The following is a 16067-nucleotide window of genomic DNA, read 5'->3' as shown; positions in this document are numbered from 1 at the left end:
GGCACGACTACGCACCGAAATGACGAGCCGCCACGATAAATACGCTTTTATCGTGACGACTCGTCATTTCGATGCCGACTCGTGGGCCATGAATGACCCGGGCAGTCTGCGCCCAAGGACACCAGCCAGCCCCTCGGCATATAGACCACCAGCCACCAACCCACCTCCAAGACACATCACCCACACACGCCCCACAAGCCAAGCAACCCCTTGATCAAATAGCAAAAGACGAGCGCAGGAAATGGTGTAGACGATGGATTGCTTCACCTGGATGCTGCCGCGACTGGCTCGGCGAAGACGAAGAAGCCCGTTTCATCTCCGAGATCGTTGATCAACCCCCTCGGCCTCCCTCTCGTGTACGCGTCGCACGAGAACCAGAAAGGGCGCACCCCCGTATGACCCAGCGATGATGATGAAAGTGCTGCTGTACGCCGACCCGACCGGGGCGACTTCTTGCTGGAAGCCACCGTACGGGCGATACGAGGCCACCGGCGCACTATTTGGTGACGGAGCCGGAGGGCCGGGACACGCTACTAACCCACACAACTAGAGTGCGCGGCTCACCGCGCGGTGCGTTTCAAACAGCGGCACGGTCACCCCCTCGGGGGCGCGGCCAAAGCCGCACTCGGTCGCGACGCCAAACTCGCGCGCCACGTACTGGCGGGCGGCTGCGATACGTCGTTCGGCTCCCTCCACACCGTCTTCGCGGTGCACAAGCCCGAGGTAGAGCTCGGTCGCGTCGTCGATCGCCAGGTCTGCGAGCGGCGCGAAGTAGGCGGCGTCGTCACGCTCGATGGGCACCGGCAGGTGCAGCCACGTGAGTGTGCGCCCTGCCTGCTGAGCGACGAGATTTGCGAACCTCGTCAGGTAAGCGGTGTCGCCGGGCTCGACGAAGTGCTTCTCTGCGACGTCGCCGTAGCACAGGTGCACCCCCACCTCGACGGTCGCGGGTACGCGGCCGATCTGACGCGCGAGTCGCTCGCTCGTACCCGCCCATACATCGTCAAACCACTCGTACTTCTGGCCGCCGCGGGCGGCATAGGCGCTGCCCTCGAGGATCGCGAATTCGAGCGCGGCATCCCACTGAATCGCAAGCTTGTCATGTGGTATCGCCGCAAGAATCTGCTCGAGCTCGGCCGCGAGGGCTGCCTCGTATACGGGCTCAAACGCGGCTCGGTCTTCGGCGCGCACGAAGCTGCCGACCACCCCGAGCGGGGTGGGGAGCGACACTTGGAAGCGGGTGTCGCTAGGAATCACGCCGTCGGCCTGCAACCGCGCAAAAGTTTGCCACGATTCGAGCGCCGCCGCAGCGTATCCGAGCGGCGCAAGCTTGAGATCTGCGGCTTCTACCCCGTCGGCGAGGCGCACGGCGCGCAGGTCGAGTGTGCGCAGCTGAATGGGGGTGTCGCCGACGCGTTCGATACCCGGAGTCTGGGCGATGCGCCCCGGCTGAAACGCGATCCAGTGAAACCGCTCACCCACCTCGCCGTCGGGGATGCGCTTGATGTGCCCTCCGAGATGCTCTGCCGCAGTACGCATGGTCTGTTCTGCATTGTCGAAGTTGATGCTGCCGACGAGGTGGGCACCGACGGGGCGGGCCTGGGCGGGGCGCTGGGCTGCGGGCTGTGACATGGGAGGGCTCCTGGGACGACGAGGTGGGGTTACGCCCAGTATCCCGCGGCCCGCGGGGTGCCACCCGCTGCATTACCGTGTGTGACGCGATCGGTGCGTACGCGTGCTTGGCTCACGGTCGCGTTCGTTCTTGCGTTCGCAGGCACATCTTGGGCCAGTTCCCAGCGCATGAAAAGATGATCTCTCGACGAGCGCGGGCGTTAACTTTGACAAAATGAGGCCCAATTTTGTTAACTTTAACTTTGACTTCACCCCTGCCCAAACGCATAGCGAAGCGGCCGGGGTCTCCCCCGGCCGCTTCGCTATGCGCTTGCGCGCATAAGATGCTTCGTGTCTACAGCGCTGCGAAAGCCGTACGCAGCAGCTCTGCGGTCTCGGTGGGCGTCTTGCCCACCTTGACACCGGCGGCCTCGAGGGCCTCCTTCTTCGCCTGAGCGGTGCCCGCCGAGCCCGACACGATGGCGCCAGCGTGGCCCATGGTCTTACCCTCGGGGGCGGTGAAGCCTGCAACGTAGCCCACAACCGGCTTCGTCACGTTCGCCTTGATGTACTCGGCTGCGCGCTCCTCAGCGTCGCCACCGATCTCACCAATCATCACGATCGCCTTCGTCTCGGGGTCAGCCTCAAACGCGGCGAGCGCGTCGATGTGCGTCGTACCAATGACGGGGTCGCCACCGATGCCGATAGCGGTCGAGAACCCAAGGTCGCGCAGCTCGTACATCATCTGGTACGTGAGCGTGCCCGACTTCGACACGAGGCCGATGGGGCCCTTGCCGGTGATCGTCGCGGGAGTGATGCCCGCAAGCGCCTCACCCGGCGTGATGATGCCGGGGCAGTTGGGGCCAATAATGCGGGTGTTGCCACCGGTCGCCTTGGCGTGCGCCCACAGCTCAGCCGAGTCCTTGACCGGCACACCCTCGGTGATGATGACGAGCAGACCAATGCCAGCGTCGATGGCTTCGACTGCTGCGTCCTTGGTGAACGCCGGCGGCACGAACGCGACCGACACGTCTGCACCGGTCTGCGCCATTGCCTCTTCAACGCTCGCAAAGACGGGCAGCTCAATGGCGTTGCCCGCGGCGTCGACGTGCGACACGGTGGTGCCCGCCTTGCGCGCGTTCACGCCACCAACAACCTGGGTGCCAGCCGCGAGCATGCGTGCGGTGTGCTTAGTGCCTTCGCCGCCGGTGATGCCCTGGACGATGACCTTCGAATCCTTGTTTAGGAAGATAGACATTCTCTTAAGTTCCTTAAAGTCTAGGTGCGCGGGCTATCGGGCGTTGGCGAGCTCGGCGGCCTTATCGGCGCCCTCGTCCATCGTCGCGGCCTGGGTTACGAGCGGGTGCGCAGCCTCGTTCAGAATGCGGCGGCCCTCTTCAACGTTGTTGCCGTCGAGTCGCACCACGAGCGGCTTGTTTGCCGACTCACCGAGCTTCTCGAGCGCGCCCACGATGCCGTTCGCCACAGCGTCACACGCGGTGATGCCACCGAAGACGTTGACGAACACCGACTTGACCTGCGGGTCACCGAGGATCACGTCAAGGCCTGCGGCCATAACCTCAGCCGAAGCGCCGCCGCCGATGTCGAGGAAGTTGGCGGGCTTCACGCCGCCGTGGTTCTCTCCCGCGTAAGCGACTACGTCGAGCGTCGACATCACGAGGCCCGCACCGTTACCGATGACGCCCACCTCGCCGTCGAGCTTCACGTAGTTGAGATCCTGCGCCTTAGCCTTGGCCTCGAGCGGGTCCTCTGCTGCCTTGTCCTCGAGCGAAGCGTGCTCGGGCTGACGGAAGTCGGCGTTCTCGTCGAGCGAGACCTTACCGTCGAGCGCCACGATCTCACCTTCGCCCGTAAGCACGAGCGGGTTCACCTCAACGAGGGTGGCGTCTTCGCCTACGTACACTTCGTAGAGCTTCTGGAACACGGGCACTACCTTGGCCACGAGCTCCTCGGGGAAGCGTGCCGCGCGTGCAATCTCTTCAGCCTTAGCCGCGTCGATGCCCGTGATCGGGTCGACCTCGATGCGCGCGAGCGCGTCGGGGCGCTCCACTGCAAGCTCTTCGATCTCCATACCGCCCTCAACTGAGCACAGTGAGAGGTATGAACGGTTTGCCCGGTCGAGCAGCACTGAGAAGTAGTACTCCTCTGCGATGTTCGCGCCCGCGGCCACCATTACGCGGTTAACCACGTGGCCCTTGATGTCGAGCCCGAGGATTGACTTCGCGGCTTCAAACGCCTCGTCAGGGTTCTTGGCAACCTTCACGCCGCCAGCCTTACCGCGGCCACCGATCTTGACCTGGGCCTTCACTACTACGACGCCGCCAAGCTTCTCGGCGGCTGCGCGCACCTCTTCGGGAGTATCGGCGACGATGCCGGCAAGCACCGGCACTCCATATCGCTCAAAGAGGTCTCGCGCCTGGTACTCGTACAGATCCACGTACTGTCCTTTGCTTGTGATTGCTGGGAAACACGAGGCAGAAAATGTCTCGATGTCGAGATAAGTCGACCAATGAACGAGTCTAGCACCGCATTTGTAAGGGGTGATTCATGACACCTGATCGAAATCACAAGCGCACCTAAAACAGGGGGCCGCTTCTCAGTCTTTACTACTAATGTTATGGACAGCCGTGCCACCATAGCGAAGCCTCGCTCACAAGCCTTACCACTGGCGCACCATTCACCCCGACTCGTGGCTCGGCTGGAGAAGACACTCTTGAACACCCCCGAGGACCCAAAGCCCGAGGGCCTGCGCGCACGCAAGCGCCGCGCCACTGAAAACGCAATCGAATCTTCAGCGGTAAAGCTAGCCCTTGAGAACGGTGTCGAACACGTCACCGTCGAGGCCATCTGCGAAATGGCCGACATCTCACGAAGCACCTTCTTTAATTATTTCTCAGCGCGCGACTACGCCATTGTCGGGCGCGCCATCACTGTTCCCGAAGGCCCCGAAGCCTTCGCGATCCTTGATACCTCGCCCGACAATCTGCCGCTGGGCATTTATCGTCTGCTGTTTGCGGCGATCGGTCATCGCAGCGTCAACACCGAGGTCGCACGCCTGCGCATGCAGCTGTTTGCCGAACAGCCCGAGGCGGCACGCATGTCACAGATCAATATGCTCGAGTCATCGGGCCCGCTGTTTGTGGCGACGCTGTCGTGGCTGCATCTGCACCCTGAACACCGCAAGCTCGAGTCGATTGAGCGCGAGGCTTGGCTTGCCGCCACGATCGTGCACTCGATCGTTTCGGCGCAGATGATGGACTGGGTCAAAGGCGCGGGCGACATTGAAACCAACGAGGACGCGTTCCATCACGTCGTCGCCGACTTTCAGACCCTGCTGGGCGGTGCCCCCGCCCGCTAGGGTTCGTCAACCGCACGAGCACAAACGTCAACCGCCGGTGGTAACCGGCTGAGGCCTTCATCCCGCGGGGTGAAGGCCTCAGCTGTTTTTGATCCGGATCAAAGCCCGCGAGCGCACGTAGCTCGCGGGCCTGCCGGGCGCGCTTGTCAGTCGACCTTATTAGTCGATCTTGTTAGTCGACCTTGGTGATGGGGGCGAGCTTGACGAGCAGCTTGCGCTCCCCCACCGAGTCAAAGACAGCGTGAGCGACGCGTTTGCTGCCCTCGCCGGTGACGCTCGTGACGCGCCCTTCACCGTAGTCTTCGTGCTTGATGCGGTCGCCCGCCGCAAGCGCGAGACCGCTGTTGTCGCGCGCGTCGATGCCGATCGTGTTGGGAAAACCACCGCCCGCGGCCTGTGCCGCTTTGGCGAGCCGCTTGCGTTCGCGCCACTGCTCGAGCGCCGACTGCATCTTGCCGCTCGCGGGTTCTGAGACCGCGGCGCTGCCACTCATGCTGCTGGCCCCACCAAATGTCACGTTCGACTCTCTGCTGGTGCGCGAGGAGAACCCGCCGCTAGCACCGCCGCTTCGCGGCGCGTTGAGCGCCCGGGACTGGGTGCCGCCCCGGCTGGTGACCTCGCCGGGCGACTGCCGCCAGTGCACGAGCCCCTCGGGAATCTCTTGCAGAAACCGTGAGGGTAGCGCCGCGGCGATGTCGCCGAAGGTGGCGCGTGTGGAGGCGAGCGTGAGATACAGCCGCTCGCGCGCACGCGTGATGCCCACGTACATGAGCCGCCGCTCTTCGTTGACGCCGCCCGTCTCGTCCATCGACATCTGGTGCGGCAGCAGCCCCTCTTCGACGCCCGTGATGAACACCGCTTTGAACTCGAGTCCCTTCGCGGTGTGCATCGTCATGAGTGAGACGGTTCCGCTCGTGTCGTCGAGGTCGTCGGCGGCGGCCACGAGGCTCACCTCGGTGAGAAACGCGATGAGGCCTGCACCGGGTTGTTTCACATCGAACTCGCGGGCCACGGCAATGAGCTCTTCAAGGTTCTCGGCTCGTGCGTCGTCTTGCGGATCACGCTTGGCGCGCAGCTTCTCGATCATCTCCGTCTCATCGAGAATCAGTTTGATGACATCGCCCACCGGCGCGGGGGTCGCCTCCTCGCCCGATACGTCGGTGGCCCCGCCGCCCGCCGCCATGTTCGCGGCACGGGTCAACAGGTCTGCGAGTTCAAGCACGGTGGTGCGCAGCTTGGGGCCGAGTTGCGGCACTTCGGCGGCGCGCTGCATGGCTTCGTGAAACGAGAGCCCCTCAGTCTCTTGGAAGATAGCAAGGTGCGCCTCGGCCATCGGCCCGATGCCACGCTTGGGGGCACCGAGCAGCCTGGACCACGCGATCGGGTCGTAGGGGTTTGCGATGCTCGTGAGGTAGGCCATCGCATCTTTAATCTCGGCACGCTCATAGAATTTGGTGCCACCGAGCACACGGTATGGAATCGCCGAACGAATCAGCAGCTCTTCGAGGGCTCGCGTTTGTGAGTTGGTGCGGTAGAACACTGCGACGTCGCCGTAGGCGAGGCCCGCTCGGTGCAGGTCTTCGATCTCTTCGGCAACGAACCGTGCCTCGTCGTGCTGCGAGTAGCCCGTAAACCCGACAATCTTTTCGCCGTCGCCCTCGGCGGACCACAGGTTCTTCTCTTGCCGGTCGAAGTTGTTGCCGATCACGGCGTTCGCGGCCGACAGAATGTTTTGTGTCGAACGGTAGTTCTGTTCGAGCTTCACAACCTCTGCGCCCACAAAGTCGCGCTCGAACTCGACGATGTTGCGAATGTCGGCGCCGCGAAACGCATAGATTGACTGGTCTGAGTCGCCGACGACGGTGAGGCTGGCCGGCGGCACCTGCCCTGAGGCGTCGAGCTCGCCGGCGCGCGCCGGCGGCATCAGGTGTTCCACTTGCTCGGCCGACACCGGCCTGGTGAGCTCGCGAATGAGCGAATACTGGGCGTGGTTCGTGTCTTGGTACTCGTCGACGAGAATGTGCCGAAAGCGTCGTTGGTAGACGGCGGCGACGTCGGGGTGCGCGCGAAACAGGTGCACGGTCTGCCCGATGAGGTCGTCGAAGTCGAAGGCGTTGGCGCGCCGCAGCTCTTGCTCGTACATCGTGAAGATCTCAGCGAACAGGCGGTCGCGTGGATCCGCCTCGTTCATGGTCGCACGAAACGCGTCGACGTCTGACAGCTCGTTCTTGAGCTTGGAGATTTTGCCGCCCGCGTTTGCCGGGGTGAAACCGTAGCTTGCCGCGTCGGTCTCTTTGATGATGCGCTTGAGCAGCGCGCGCGAGTCGGCCGAATCGTAGATCGTAAAGCCAGAGACGTAGCCAAAACGCTCGGCCTCGCGGCGCAGAATACGCACGCACGCCGAGTGGAACGTTGACACCCACATGCCTTCGGCAGCGCCTCCGAGCAGCCCGCCGATGCGCTCGCGCATCTCGGCGGCGGCCTTGTTGGTAAAGGTGATCGCGAGGATCTGGCTCGGCCAAGCCTCGCGCCCCCGAATCAGGTGCGCGATGCGGTGTGTGAGCACACGGGTTTTGCCAGAGCCCGCTCCTGCCACGATCAGCAGCGCGGGGCCCCGGCTCACCACTGCCCGCTCTTGAGCGGGGTTGAGCCCGTCAAGCAGCGGATCGGCGCCGCCCGCGCCCGTAGCATCACCGATTGGCAGGCCCGAGGGGTCAAGAAGTTCGAAGTCGCTCATTGTGCGTTCCAGTCTAGGCCTCACCCCTGACATCGGGCGATGGCTTCTATGCCAGGGGCGATCAGTCACAATAGAGGGTATGTCTGCTGCCCCCGCCACCGTGTCTGCCACCGCCTCCAAGCCCTCTGTTCTCGTTTTTGCCACGGGCGGCACGATCGGCATGCGGGCAACCGATGCGGGGCTGGCGCCTGATCCGGATTTTCCAGAGATTCTCGAGCAGATCGTCGAGGGCATTTGCGCGCCGCTGGGCGTCGAGCCGCGCGTGAATCACCTGCTGCCGGCGATCGACAGCGCGAACGCTGAGGCCGATACCGCGCCGCGCATTGCGCGCGCGATCAGGGCGCGCGTGCGCACGCACCGGCCGCGGGGCGTCGTGATCGCGCACGGCACAGATACCCTCGCGTACACGGCGGCCAGGCTCGCGTTTGAGCTCGCAGATCTCGGCTGCCCCGTGGTCGTCACGGGCAGCCAGTTCGCGCACGGCGCCGAAGGCACTGACGCGATCGATAACCTGTCGCTCGCGATTCGCGCGTCGGTGCGTGCGTCGCAGGCCGCGCCCGTGTCGATCGCGTTTGGCGGCAAGCTGCTGCCGGCGGTGCGGGCAGAGAAGCACGACACCGAGGCGCTCGAGGCGTTTCGCGCCGAGCGCCCGCTCGCACAGGGCGCGCTCGGGGTGCCCACGGGCGAGGGCGAGACGCGGCCGCGTTCGGCGCGCGTGCTCGCGTACCGCTTCGTGCCCGGTGTGACGGCCGAAGATCTCAGGTGCGCAACGCTTGGTAACCCCGACGCGCTCGTGCTCGAGTGCTACGGCAGCGGCAACGCGCCCATGGCGCGGCCGGGCATGCTCGGTACCCTGCGCGAGATCGGCGCGCGCATGCCGGTCGTCGCGATCACGCAGTGCGCGGGCGGCGGCGTCGACCTGGCGCGCTACGCGGTGGGCCGCGAGCTCGCCGCGGCCGGCGTGATCGACGGCTCTGATTTAACGGTCGAGGCTGCGATCGCGAAGCTCGGCTATCTGCTCGATCGAGGCGCCTCCGGATCAAGTTTGCGGGCTCTCATGGAGGCGAATCTCGTGGGTGAGTGCGCCGGGCGGTAGCGGATCTTCCCCGTCATCCTGCGGGAACTACCTCCCCAACGTCATCCTGCGGGAGCTTGCGACTCGCAGGATCCAGGAGTCAGCGACCGGAACCAGCATCACGAAGCGTGACACCGAGATCGGGGTGGTCTACGAAGATGCCGTCGACGCCCGTGGCGAGAATCATGTCGAACTCTGCCTGCCACTTGCCCCACTCGGCGGGGTGCAGCGAGGTTTGAAACCGGGGGTTAAGAAAACGATTCTCGGGGCGCAGCGTCCAAGTGAACACTTTGAGCCCTCGCGCATGTGCTCTCGCCACCAGATCAGTGGGGCCCGTGGCTCGACCCAACGCATTCAGTTTCAAGAGGCTGCTCTTGGCCACGCTAATGCCGTCGACACGGCCCGCCAGCAGCTCGAGCCCTTCGTCGCTGCGGTACCAGGCGTAGCTGCGGTGTGGGGCACCGGGCAACGGCTCATCTGCGGGCGCACCAAGGCGCTCGGTTAAGAACACGAACGAGGCGTGTACCCCCGCCGCCTTCAGCCGGTCAAGCACGCCCAGCTCAAACGATTCGATAACGAGCACGTCGCCCTTGTCGCTCCAGCCGGCCTGCTCGAGTTCGCCCTTGAGGAGCTCGCCAATATCGACGCCGACGGAGAGATAGAAGGCTGCGTGCTTGACTTCTATAACGGGCACGAGCGTGCGGCCGCGCTTCTTCGTCTCGTCGTCAACGATCGCGAGCACATCGCGCAGCCGTAAGATGGGCTGCTGGCCATCGAATGCCGTGTTGTCTGGGCGCAGTTTCGAGAGCCGTTCGCGGCAGCGCAGCGTCGACAGCTCGGCCCAGGTCAGGTCTTCGGTGAACCAGCCCGTCAACTTCTCACCGTCGACAGTCTTTGTGGTGCGCAGGTGCGCGAGCTCGGGGCGGTGCGCGATGTCGGTGGTGCCAGAGATTTCATTTTCGTGCCGCACCACGAGCACCCCGTCTTTCGACACCACAATGTCGGGCTCGACCGCGTCTGCTCCGAGTTCAAATGCGAGCCGATATGAGGCCTCTGAGTGCTCGGGGCGATACCCCGGGGCGCCGCGGTGACCGATGACGAGCGTACGCTGAGCCGTGCTGTGCATGCCACCAGACTAGACGCGGATACTTGACCATTCGCCAGCGGCACAATCACTCAGCACAATTGGGCAGTTACACAGGCTAAATCACAGCCGCAGCCTGGGCGCTCTTCGATAGGCTGGGCGCATACATACGCGAGGAAAGGATCCCCGACGCATGAGCAACCCGGCTCTTAGTAAGAACCCCGCACTCAACGGCAAGACGCTTACCGCCGATGAGCTGCGCCGCATCTACGATCAGCCCGCAGCCGAGACGCAGCGCCCCGGCGTAGACGCCCCGGCCACCGATCAGGGCTTCGGCGCACAGCAGCCGCCGCAGGTCACCCCGTCAGACCGCCCGATGACGTACGAGAACACGATCTCGAAGACCGTGGCGCTGTTTCTCATCGTGCTCGCGTTTGGTGCGGTCGGCTGGTTCCTGCCGGCACTCGCAATCCCCGCTGCAATCATTGGCCTCGTGCTCGGCCTCGTCAACTCCTTCAAGAAGGAGCCGAGCGTTCCGCTCATCATTCTGTACGCGGTGTTCCAGGGTGTCTTCCTTGGCGGCATCTCGGGCATCTTCGAGGCGCAGTGGGCCGGCATCGTGTCGCAAGCGATCATCGGCACCCTCTCGGTGTTCGGTGTAACCCTGCTGCTGTTTCGCAGCGGCAAGGTGCGCACCAGCCCCCGCGCAACCAAGATTTTCTTGGTCGCGATGGTCGGGTACCTCGTGTTCTCGCTCATCAACGTCGGCATGATGATGTTTGGTGCGACCGACGACCCGTGGGGCATGCGCGGCGCAACCGTATTTGGTATTCCGCTCGGTGTGCTCATCGGTGGTCTCGCCGTGCTGCTCGCGGCGTACTCGCTCGTGATGGACTTCGAACTGATTCAGAACGGCGTGCGTAACCGCGTGCCCGAGAAGTGGGCGTGGTCGGCGGCCTTCGGCCTCATGGTGACGCTGATCTGGCTCTACGTCGAGATCCTGCGCATCCTCGCGATTCTGCGCGGCGACTAATCACAGCGGCTGCAATCTAGCAGCACTCACTCAAGTGGGCACGGTTCTTTTGAACCGGGCCCACTTTTGTTTTACCTGGTGCGAGCCGCAAACCAGCCGACGGTAACGAAAGCATAACGGTGGGTGATGGGGCTTGGTGATTATCGCCTCACCCACCTCCTATGTGCGCCGAGCTGCGCCCACTCACTCCAAACTTGTGAATCAGCAAGCGTGTTACAGAGCTTCCTCTGGCGGCGCGTTTGTTTCAGATTTCGCCCTCGCGCGAGCGAGTACTCACCAGTTAGGAAGAATAAGATGCGTACCACCATCAAGTCCTACCTTGAGGCCGCGAAGGCCCGCAAGGAAGACGGCGAGCAGGGATTCTCGCTCGTTGAGCTCATCGTCGTCGTCGTGATCCTCGGCATCCTCGCCGCGGTCGCCATCCCGATCTTCAGCGGCATTCAGGCAACTGCTCGCCAGAGCGCCACGGATGCCGCTGCCGCAAATGCAGCTTCACAAATTGCGGCTGCGATGGCTGGCGGAGACGACGCGGAAGTACCTGCTGATCACGATGATTTCTCTTACGCCTTTATCGGCGGCACTCCTACCGATATCGACAAAATCTGCGTCGAGGCAACACACGAAGGTGGGGAATCAGCAGAGAAGGGCCCTGGCTGCACCCCTTAGGCACCGTGAGCCAAGTCTCGGGTCCCGGATTCCTGACTCCGCCAGGAACCCGTGGCCCGGGACTTTCAGCCCTACCAACTTTGTTTATCACTGGATAGCGTCACATATTTCGAGGGCGTCATGAATCACGAACCAGCCAGGGTCGGCAGCGTGACCGACAACATGACACCGGCAGACACGGGTTTTTCGCTCGTCGAACTGATCGTGGTCGTGGCGATTCTTGGCATTCTCGCCGTAACCGCTGTTCCCATATTCAGTGGAATTCAAGAAGAGGCTCGCCAGAGCACAGGCAAGGCTCTCGCCGCGAACGTCGCCACCGACGCCGCTGTACAGCTCTCGGCCGGCAACGCTGCGACCCTCCCCAGTGCCGCAAGCGTCGACCCACCGTTCGAGGTGAAGTGGGAGTCGGGGCAACCCGACTCCGTCGACACGATATGCGTACTCGTGACCCGCACCGACGGCGGACCCGACGCGACCGCCGGGCCCGGGTGCCCCACCCCATAACCTTCGCTCCTCGAGAGGATGAGCCGCATGCTGTACTTGGTTACACGCCGTATGCAGGGTCTCGTTCGTCGTGTGATGCGGGGTGGATCCTGCGACTCCCGCCGCCGTGGGCGCAAGGTCGCTTGGGATGGCTCCTGCGACTCGTTCCTCGCGCAGGATGACAAGAGGGTCACCCTCGCGCAGGATGACAAAAGCAGGAAGACCCGTGCGCAGGATGACAAGAGGGATGCCGGCATGAGCATGGTCGAGATCGTGATCTCCCTGTTTCTCATGGGCATTCTCTCGCTCGCCGTACTGCCGCTCATCATCGGAGTAACCCAGCACTCGGTCGTCAACAAGAACACGCTCGCTGGCACCAACTTTGCGCGCAGCGAGCTCACTAGCATTCAGGCCGCATTTCCTTCAGACCCCGGCACCAGCACGACCAGCTGCAACGCGCTCCAAGCTAGGCAGAACTCTGCGGGCATAACAGACACCGGCACGGGGCTTACCGCGTTCATCACGGTCGGGTCCTGCCCCACCAGCGGCTACCCCCGCACTGTTCCCGTCACCATCACTGTCAAAAAAGACAGCGACACCGTCGCGACGCTCAAGAGTCGCGTGCGGGTAGCCAAGGCGGGTGCCTAATGTCTGCCGCAGATCACCCCAAATCAGACGCCGGCATGAGCCTCGTCGAACTGATCATGGTCGTGCTGATCTCGGCGCTCGTGCTCACCGTGCTCGCCTCGCTCTTTGGCAACGGGCTCGCCGCTCAACAGGGCGCGACCGAACGCACCCTCGCCACGAGCCAGGCCAATGCTGCCGCGGCACAGGTCAACAAGGCGATACGCGAGTCGGTCTCTGCCCGCATCTTTCCCACCTTCACCAACACTCAAGGCCTCCCGCAGACGCAGCTCAACCTCACCAAAGAGACCGACGACGGGCTGATCTGCGAGGTCTGGATCTGGGAAGACCGGGCCGACGGCGACACCATTTTCTATCACAACGCCTACCGCAACTACGCTGACGACCCGATTCCCGGCAACAGCAGGGTGAGCCGGTGGAAGACCGACGCCGGCACCGGCCGGCACGTCGTCAGCAGCACAGGCTCCGGTGGCGTACAGCCCCGCGGCGCCCACTTCACGTTCGATATTGGGGGCGAAGAAGGCAAAACCTCCGTCGTAGTCACCGGCGGCGCCAACATTCAGGGCCGGATCAACACTGCGGGCGTCACGAACCCGTGTGCTGGGAGTTGGTGATGTCACTGTGCATGAAACTCAACTGAACACAGCCACAACCGCAGCCAGGGCGGTACCGCGGCACACCGGCAGAGAGGCAGCAATGAGGTCACACACAGGTCGGCGGCTACACCGTTCGCTGCGCGACGAGGGCGCTTCGACTCTCGTCACCGTGCTCGTGATTATGCTCGTGCTCACCATCGGTGGTCTCGCCGCCGCCGCCCTCACCACCAGCACCACCGGCACGCTGAGCCAGTCGGCGAAATATACCGCAGCTGAAGCCATTGTCGACGCCGGCATCGCCGACCAAACCAGCAACATCGAACGGGGCGTCTTTGCTGGTTGCGCGACCACCCCAGGGTTTTGGCCTGAGAACCCCGATCCAATAGACCCCACCGCTGCACCGAAACAGTTTGCGCCAGGAGCCGAAGACCCACAAGCAATGTACCCCGTAACTTCTGGGGGCCTGAACTACTACTACCGCTTCTCGTGTTCGGCAGGCGAAGCGATTCTCGAAGTCGCCGCCCCTGTTGGTGACGACTATAGCGGCGCCGTAACCCGTCGATCGGTCTTCAGTTACGACGTGCAACACGACGTGCTGGCCCCCGCACTCATCACGAAGAAGACCCTCACCACCGGCGTATTCAGTGGAATCACCGCAGACGACGAAGAAGACATGGCCGACCTCTGGGTGATTCCAGAAGACGGCGGCAGCGGCAACTTCAACTGCGCACTGGGCGGCACGATCGACGGCTCAGTCTATGTAGCGAACGGCATCGTCACCGCTACAGCCGCCTGCAACATGCGTGGCTCGCTCGTTGCCTCGGGCAACATTCACCTCACCGCCGCCGTTTCCACCAAAGGTGATCTGATCTCTCAGAACGGCAGTATTTCCCTTATCGCCGGAGTCAATGTCAAAGGCAGCGTCTATGCCAAAGGCGACATCACAATCGCCGCAGGCGCAACCGTTGATGGTGACATAGTATCTGCCGAGGGCAAAGTGACGTTCCTAGGAATTGCCACCGTGGGCGGCAGCGTGAAAGCCAAGAAGAACATCAACGCTGTTTTGCTCGTCAATGTGAAGGGTGACGCCGTGTCAGAAGAGGGCACGGTAAGCACTTTTCTTGCCACCATTCGCGGCGAACGCATCTCAAACTCGGGTGAACCCACGCCCCCCGTGCCCGAACTCACGTACCAACCGCATTGGCGCGGCGTGAGCAACGCAGACATCGACGCCCTTTACCCCAAAGCCGCTGGCACGGCGCCGGGAAGCTCCCCCGGAGGTTTCAACTACGAGAAATGGACGGGTGACTGCCAAGCCAGCGTGCCGTGGCTGCTCGGTTTGGGTGACCTCTCGTCGGGTCATGCTATGCGAAAAATGGCCAGCTACACCCAACCAACCGTAATCGATGCACGCCATTGCACGAACGGCATCAAGGTAAGCCGAGCTCTCACCGGCGCTATCTTCCCCTACAAAATGAGCCTCAAAACCGACATGATGATCGTCGCAAAATCGTTCGACTGGCAGGGCGTACGATTCTCTTCTGGCGGCGGTGGCACCCCACACAAACTCTGGTTCATTTCACCCGATGAAAACTGCGGCGCAAGCAACTTTGGTATTCCACTCCACGGGGCCGAGATCGACGCGACAATTACCCCTATGCTCTACACGAACTGTTCAGCAAACTTCACCCTGCTCGGGCTCGGCAGGTGGAACGGAAGCATGGCTGTCAATCAGTTCGATGGGCTCCCATCATTCAAATACCGTGCCTCAGGATTTCCGGGCTGGAACGAAGTCTTTGACACTGCCACCGGCAACGTGACGGCCTGGGAGCTCACCGAAGAGCGAGACCTGAACTAACATGACAGTCCTCACTCTGACCCTCGCCTTCGCCGCCCCCGCCGTCATCGCGGGCCCCGGCGCCCTCGCGACCGTCGTATCCCCCGGCCTCCTGATCGGCCTCGCCGCAGTGTTCGGTCTTGCCATCGGATCCTTTCTCAACGTTGTCGTCTACCGTGTGCCGGCGGGCAAGTCGCTCGTGCCCGCGAGCAGGTGCCCTCACTGCGAAGCGCCGATCCGGCCCTGGCAGAACGTGCCGATCGCCTCTTGGATCGCGCTGCGAGGCAAGTGTGCGGGGTGCCGCGCACCGATCTCGGCGCGGTACCCGCTCGTTGAGTTCGCGACGATGGTCGCGTTCGCGGCCGTCGCCTGGTGGGGCCTCTACTCCCCCGCCCTGCCGCCCGCCATGCTCGCCGGGTACCTGTTTCTCGCGGCCGCATCGATCGCGCTCGCGCTCATCGATTTCGACACGCAGCGCCTGCCCAATGCGATCGTCTACCCGACGGCCCTGGTACTTGCGCTGTGCGTGCTGGTGTCGGCCGCCACGACCCGCGACTGGGGCGCAGCTCTCACCGCGCTCATCGCATCGGCGGGCCTCGCCCTGTTCTACCTCGTGCTCTGGTCCATCGGCGGTATGGGCTTGGGCGACGTGAAACTCGCGCTCGCGCTCGGTCTCGCGCTCGGATGGGTCGGGTGGCCCGCCGTGATCGTGGGCACCTTCGCGGCGTTTGCCGCGGGGGGCGTCTACGGCCTGGCGCTCGTCGCGCGCAGGCGCGCGGGCCGCAAAACCCGCGTGCCGTTTGGCCCCTGGATGCTCTTGGGCGCCTGGATCGGGCTCACCCTCGGCGACCCCCTCGTGACCTGGTACTTGAACACATTCTTTGCCCGCTAACCCGGGCCTACCACCTACGCAGAAAGGCA

General features: G+C 63.5%; 14 protein-coding genes. 9 read left to right on the top strand and 5 right to left on the bottom strand.

What is annotated here, in order from left to right:
- Positions 1-546: 546 nt before the first annotated feature.
- The 3 genes from ACXR2T_RS00950 to sucC form a co-directional block, all read right to left on the bottom strand.
- The gene (locus ACXR2T_RS00950; RefSeq protein ID WP_458815053.1) at positions 547-1632 is read right to left on the bottom strand and encodes a uroporphyrinogen decarboxylase/cobalamine-independent methonine synthase family protein; all 1086 of its coding nucleotides are present in this window, start codon (positions 1630-1632) and stop codon (positions 547-549) included.
- A gap of 334 nt (positions 1633-1966) precedes the next feature.
- Complete coding sequence (gene sucD, locus ACXR2T_RS00945) at positions 1967-2869, bottom strand: succinate--CoA ligase subunit alpha (protein WP_458815049.1); 903 nt, start codon at positions 2867-2869, stop codon at positions 1967-1969.
- A 33-nt stretch (positions 2870-2902) separates the two neighbouring features.
- Complete coding sequence (sucC, locus tag ACXR2T_RS00940) at positions 2903-4069, bottom strand: ADP-forming succinate--CoA ligase subunit beta (RefSeq protein ID WP_458815047.1); 1167 nt, start codon at positions 4067-4069, stop codon at positions 2903-2905.
- A 276-nt stretch (positions 4070-4345) separates the two neighbouring features.
- Here sucC and ACXR2T_RS00935 point away from each other — a divergent pair, with 276 nt between their 5' ends.
- Positions 4346-4990, top strand: coding sequence for a TetR/AcrR family transcriptional regulator (locus ACXR2T_RS00935; RefSeq protein ID WP_458815045.1), 645 nt, complete (start codon positions 4346-4348; stop codon positions 4988-4990).
- A 172-nt stretch (positions 4991-5162) separates the two neighbouring features.
- Here ACXR2T_RS00935 and ACXR2T_RS00930 read toward each other — a convergent pair whose 3' ends face one another.
- Positions 5163-7727 carry an ATP-dependent helicase gene (locus ACXR2T_RS00930; protein WP_458815043.1) on the bottom strand — a complete coding sequence of 855 codons (2565 nt, stop codon included), beginning with the start codon at positions 7725-7727 and terminating at the stop codon, positions 5163-5165.
- 79 nt (positions 7728-7806) lie between these two features.
- On the opposite strand from ACXR2T_RS00930, the gene ACXR2T_RS00925 reads away from it, so the two are divergent.
- Positions 7807-8823, top strand: a complete 1017-nt coding sequence (locus tag ACXR2T_RS00925; RefSeq protein WP_458815041.1) for an asparaginase domain-containing protein — start codon at positions 7807-7809, stop codon at positions 8821-8823.
- Positions 8824-8902: 79 nt separating this feature from the next.
- Here the strand turns inward: ACXR2T_RS00925 and ACXR2T_RS00920 are convergent, their stop codons facing one another.
- Positions 8903-9928: a glycerophosphodiester phosphodiesterase family protein gene (locus ACXR2T_RS00920; RefSeq protein WP_458838060.1), complete on the bottom strand. Its 1026-nt coding sequence runs from the start codon at positions 9926-9928 to the stop codon at positions 8903-8905.
- 151 nt (positions 9929-10079) lie between these two features.
- On the opposite strand from ACXR2T_RS00920, the gene ACXR2T_RS00915 reads away from it, so the two are divergent.
- The 7 genes from ACXR2T_RS00915 to ACXR2T_RS00885 all read left to right on the top strand — a co-directional run bounded on the left by ACXR2T_RS00915 (position 10080) and on the right by ACXR2T_RS00885 (position 16038).
- Positions 10080-10919: a Bax inhibitor-1/YccA family protein gene (locus tag ACXR2T_RS00915; protein ID WP_458815037.1), complete on the top strand. Its 840-nt coding sequence runs from the start codon at positions 10080-10082 to the stop codon at positions 10917-10919.
- 294 nt (positions 10920-11213) lie between these two features.
- Positions 11214-11585 (top strand): prepilin-type N-terminal cleavage/methylation domain-containing protein, encoded by a 372-nt coding sequence (locus tag ACXR2T_RS00910; protein ID WP_458815035.1) that lies wholly within the window; start codon positions 11214-11216, stop codon positions 11583-11585.
- A 120-nt stretch (positions 11586-11705) separates the two neighbouring features.
- Positions 11706-12089, top strand: coding sequence for a type IV pilin protein (locus ACXR2T_RS00905; RefSeq protein ID WP_458815033.1), 384 nt, complete (start codon positions 11706-11708; stop codon positions 12087-12089).
- A gap of 18 nt (positions 12090-12107) precedes the next feature.
- Positions 12108-12716, top strand: coding sequence for a type IV pilus modification PilV family protein (locus ACXR2T_RS00900; RefSeq protein ID WP_458815031.1), 609 nt, complete (start codon positions 12108-12110; stop codon positions 12714-12716).
- Complete coding sequence (locus tag ACXR2T_RS00895; RefSeq protein WP_458815029.1) at positions 12716-13327, top strand: type IV pilus modification PilV family protein; 612 nt, start codon at positions 12716-12718, stop codon at positions 13325-13327. The genes ACXR2T_RS00900 and ACXR2T_RS00895 overlap by 1 nt, the downstream gene beginning before the upstream one ends.
- An 82-nt stretch (positions 13328-13409) precedes the next feature.
- Positions 13410-15167: a hypothetical protein gene (locus ACXR2T_RS00890; protein ID WP_458815027.1), complete on the top strand. Its 1758-nt coding sequence runs from the start codon at positions 13410-13412 to the stop codon at positions 15165-15167.
- Between the two features lies 1 nt (position 15168).
- Positions 15169-16038 (top strand): prepilin peptidase, encoded by an 870-nt coding sequence (locus tag ACXR2T_RS00885; protein WP_458815025.1) that lies wholly within the window; start codon positions 15169-15171, stop codon positions 16036-16038.
- Positions 16039-16067 lie beyond the last annotated feature (29 nt).

The sequence above is a fragment of the Leucobacter faecis genome, assembly GCF_054456635.2.
Note: the sequence above shows the minus strand (reverse complement) of the source record. Positions and strands in the feature narration are given on the sequence as shown.

Bases quoted from the DNA above. Each gene is read 5' to 3' on its own strand.
- ACXR2T_RS00950 (WP_458815053.1), bottom strand. From the start codon at position 1,632: ATGTCACAGCCCGCAGCCCAGCGCCCCGCCCAGGCCCGCCCCGTCGGT.
- sucD (WP_458815049.1), bottom strand. From the start codon at position 2,869: ATGTCTATCTTCCTAAACAAGGATTCGAAGGTCATCGTCCAGGGCATC.
- ACXR2T_RS00930 (WP_458815043.1), bottom strand. From the start codon at position 7,727: ATGAGCGACTTCGAACTTCTTGACCCCTCGGGCCTGCCAATCGGTGAT.
- ACXR2T_RS00925 (WP_458815041.1), top strand. From the start codon at position 7,807: ATGTCTGCTGCCCCCGCCACCGTGTCTGCCACCGCCTCCAAGCCCTCT.
- ACXR2T_RS00920 (WP_458838060.1), bottom strand. From the start codon at position 9,928: ATGCACAGCACGGCTCAGCGTACGCTCGTCATCGGTCACCGCGGCGCC.
- ACXR2T_RS00915 (WP_458815037.1), top strand. From the start codon at position 10,080: ATGAGCAACCCGGCTCTTAGTAAGAACCCCGCACTCAACGGCAAGACG.
- ACXR2T_RS00910 (WP_458815035.1), top strand. From the start codon at position 11,214: ATGCGTACCACCATCAAGTCCTACCTTGAGGCCGCGAAGGCCCGCAAG.
- ACXR2T_RS00905 (WP_458815033.1), top strand. From the start codon at position 11,706: ATGAATCACGAACCAGCCAGGGTCGGCAGCGTGACCGACAACATGACA.
- ACXR2T_RS00900 (WP_458815031.1), top strand. From the start codon at position 12,108: ATGAGCCGCATGCTGTACTTGGTTACACGCCGTATGCAGGGTCTCGTT.
- ACXR2T_RS00895 (WP_458815029.1), top strand. From the start codon at position 12,716: ATGTCTGCCGCAGATCACCCCAAATCAGACGCCGGCATGAGCCTCGTC.
- ACXR2T_RS00890 (WP_458815027.1), top strand. From the start codon at position 13,410: ATGAGGTCACACACAGGTCGGCGGCTACACCGTTCGCTGCGCGACGAG.
- ACXR2T_RS00885 (WP_458815025.1), top strand. From the start codon at position 15,169: ATGACAGTCCTCACTCTGACCCTCGCCTTCGCCGCCCCCGCCGTCATC.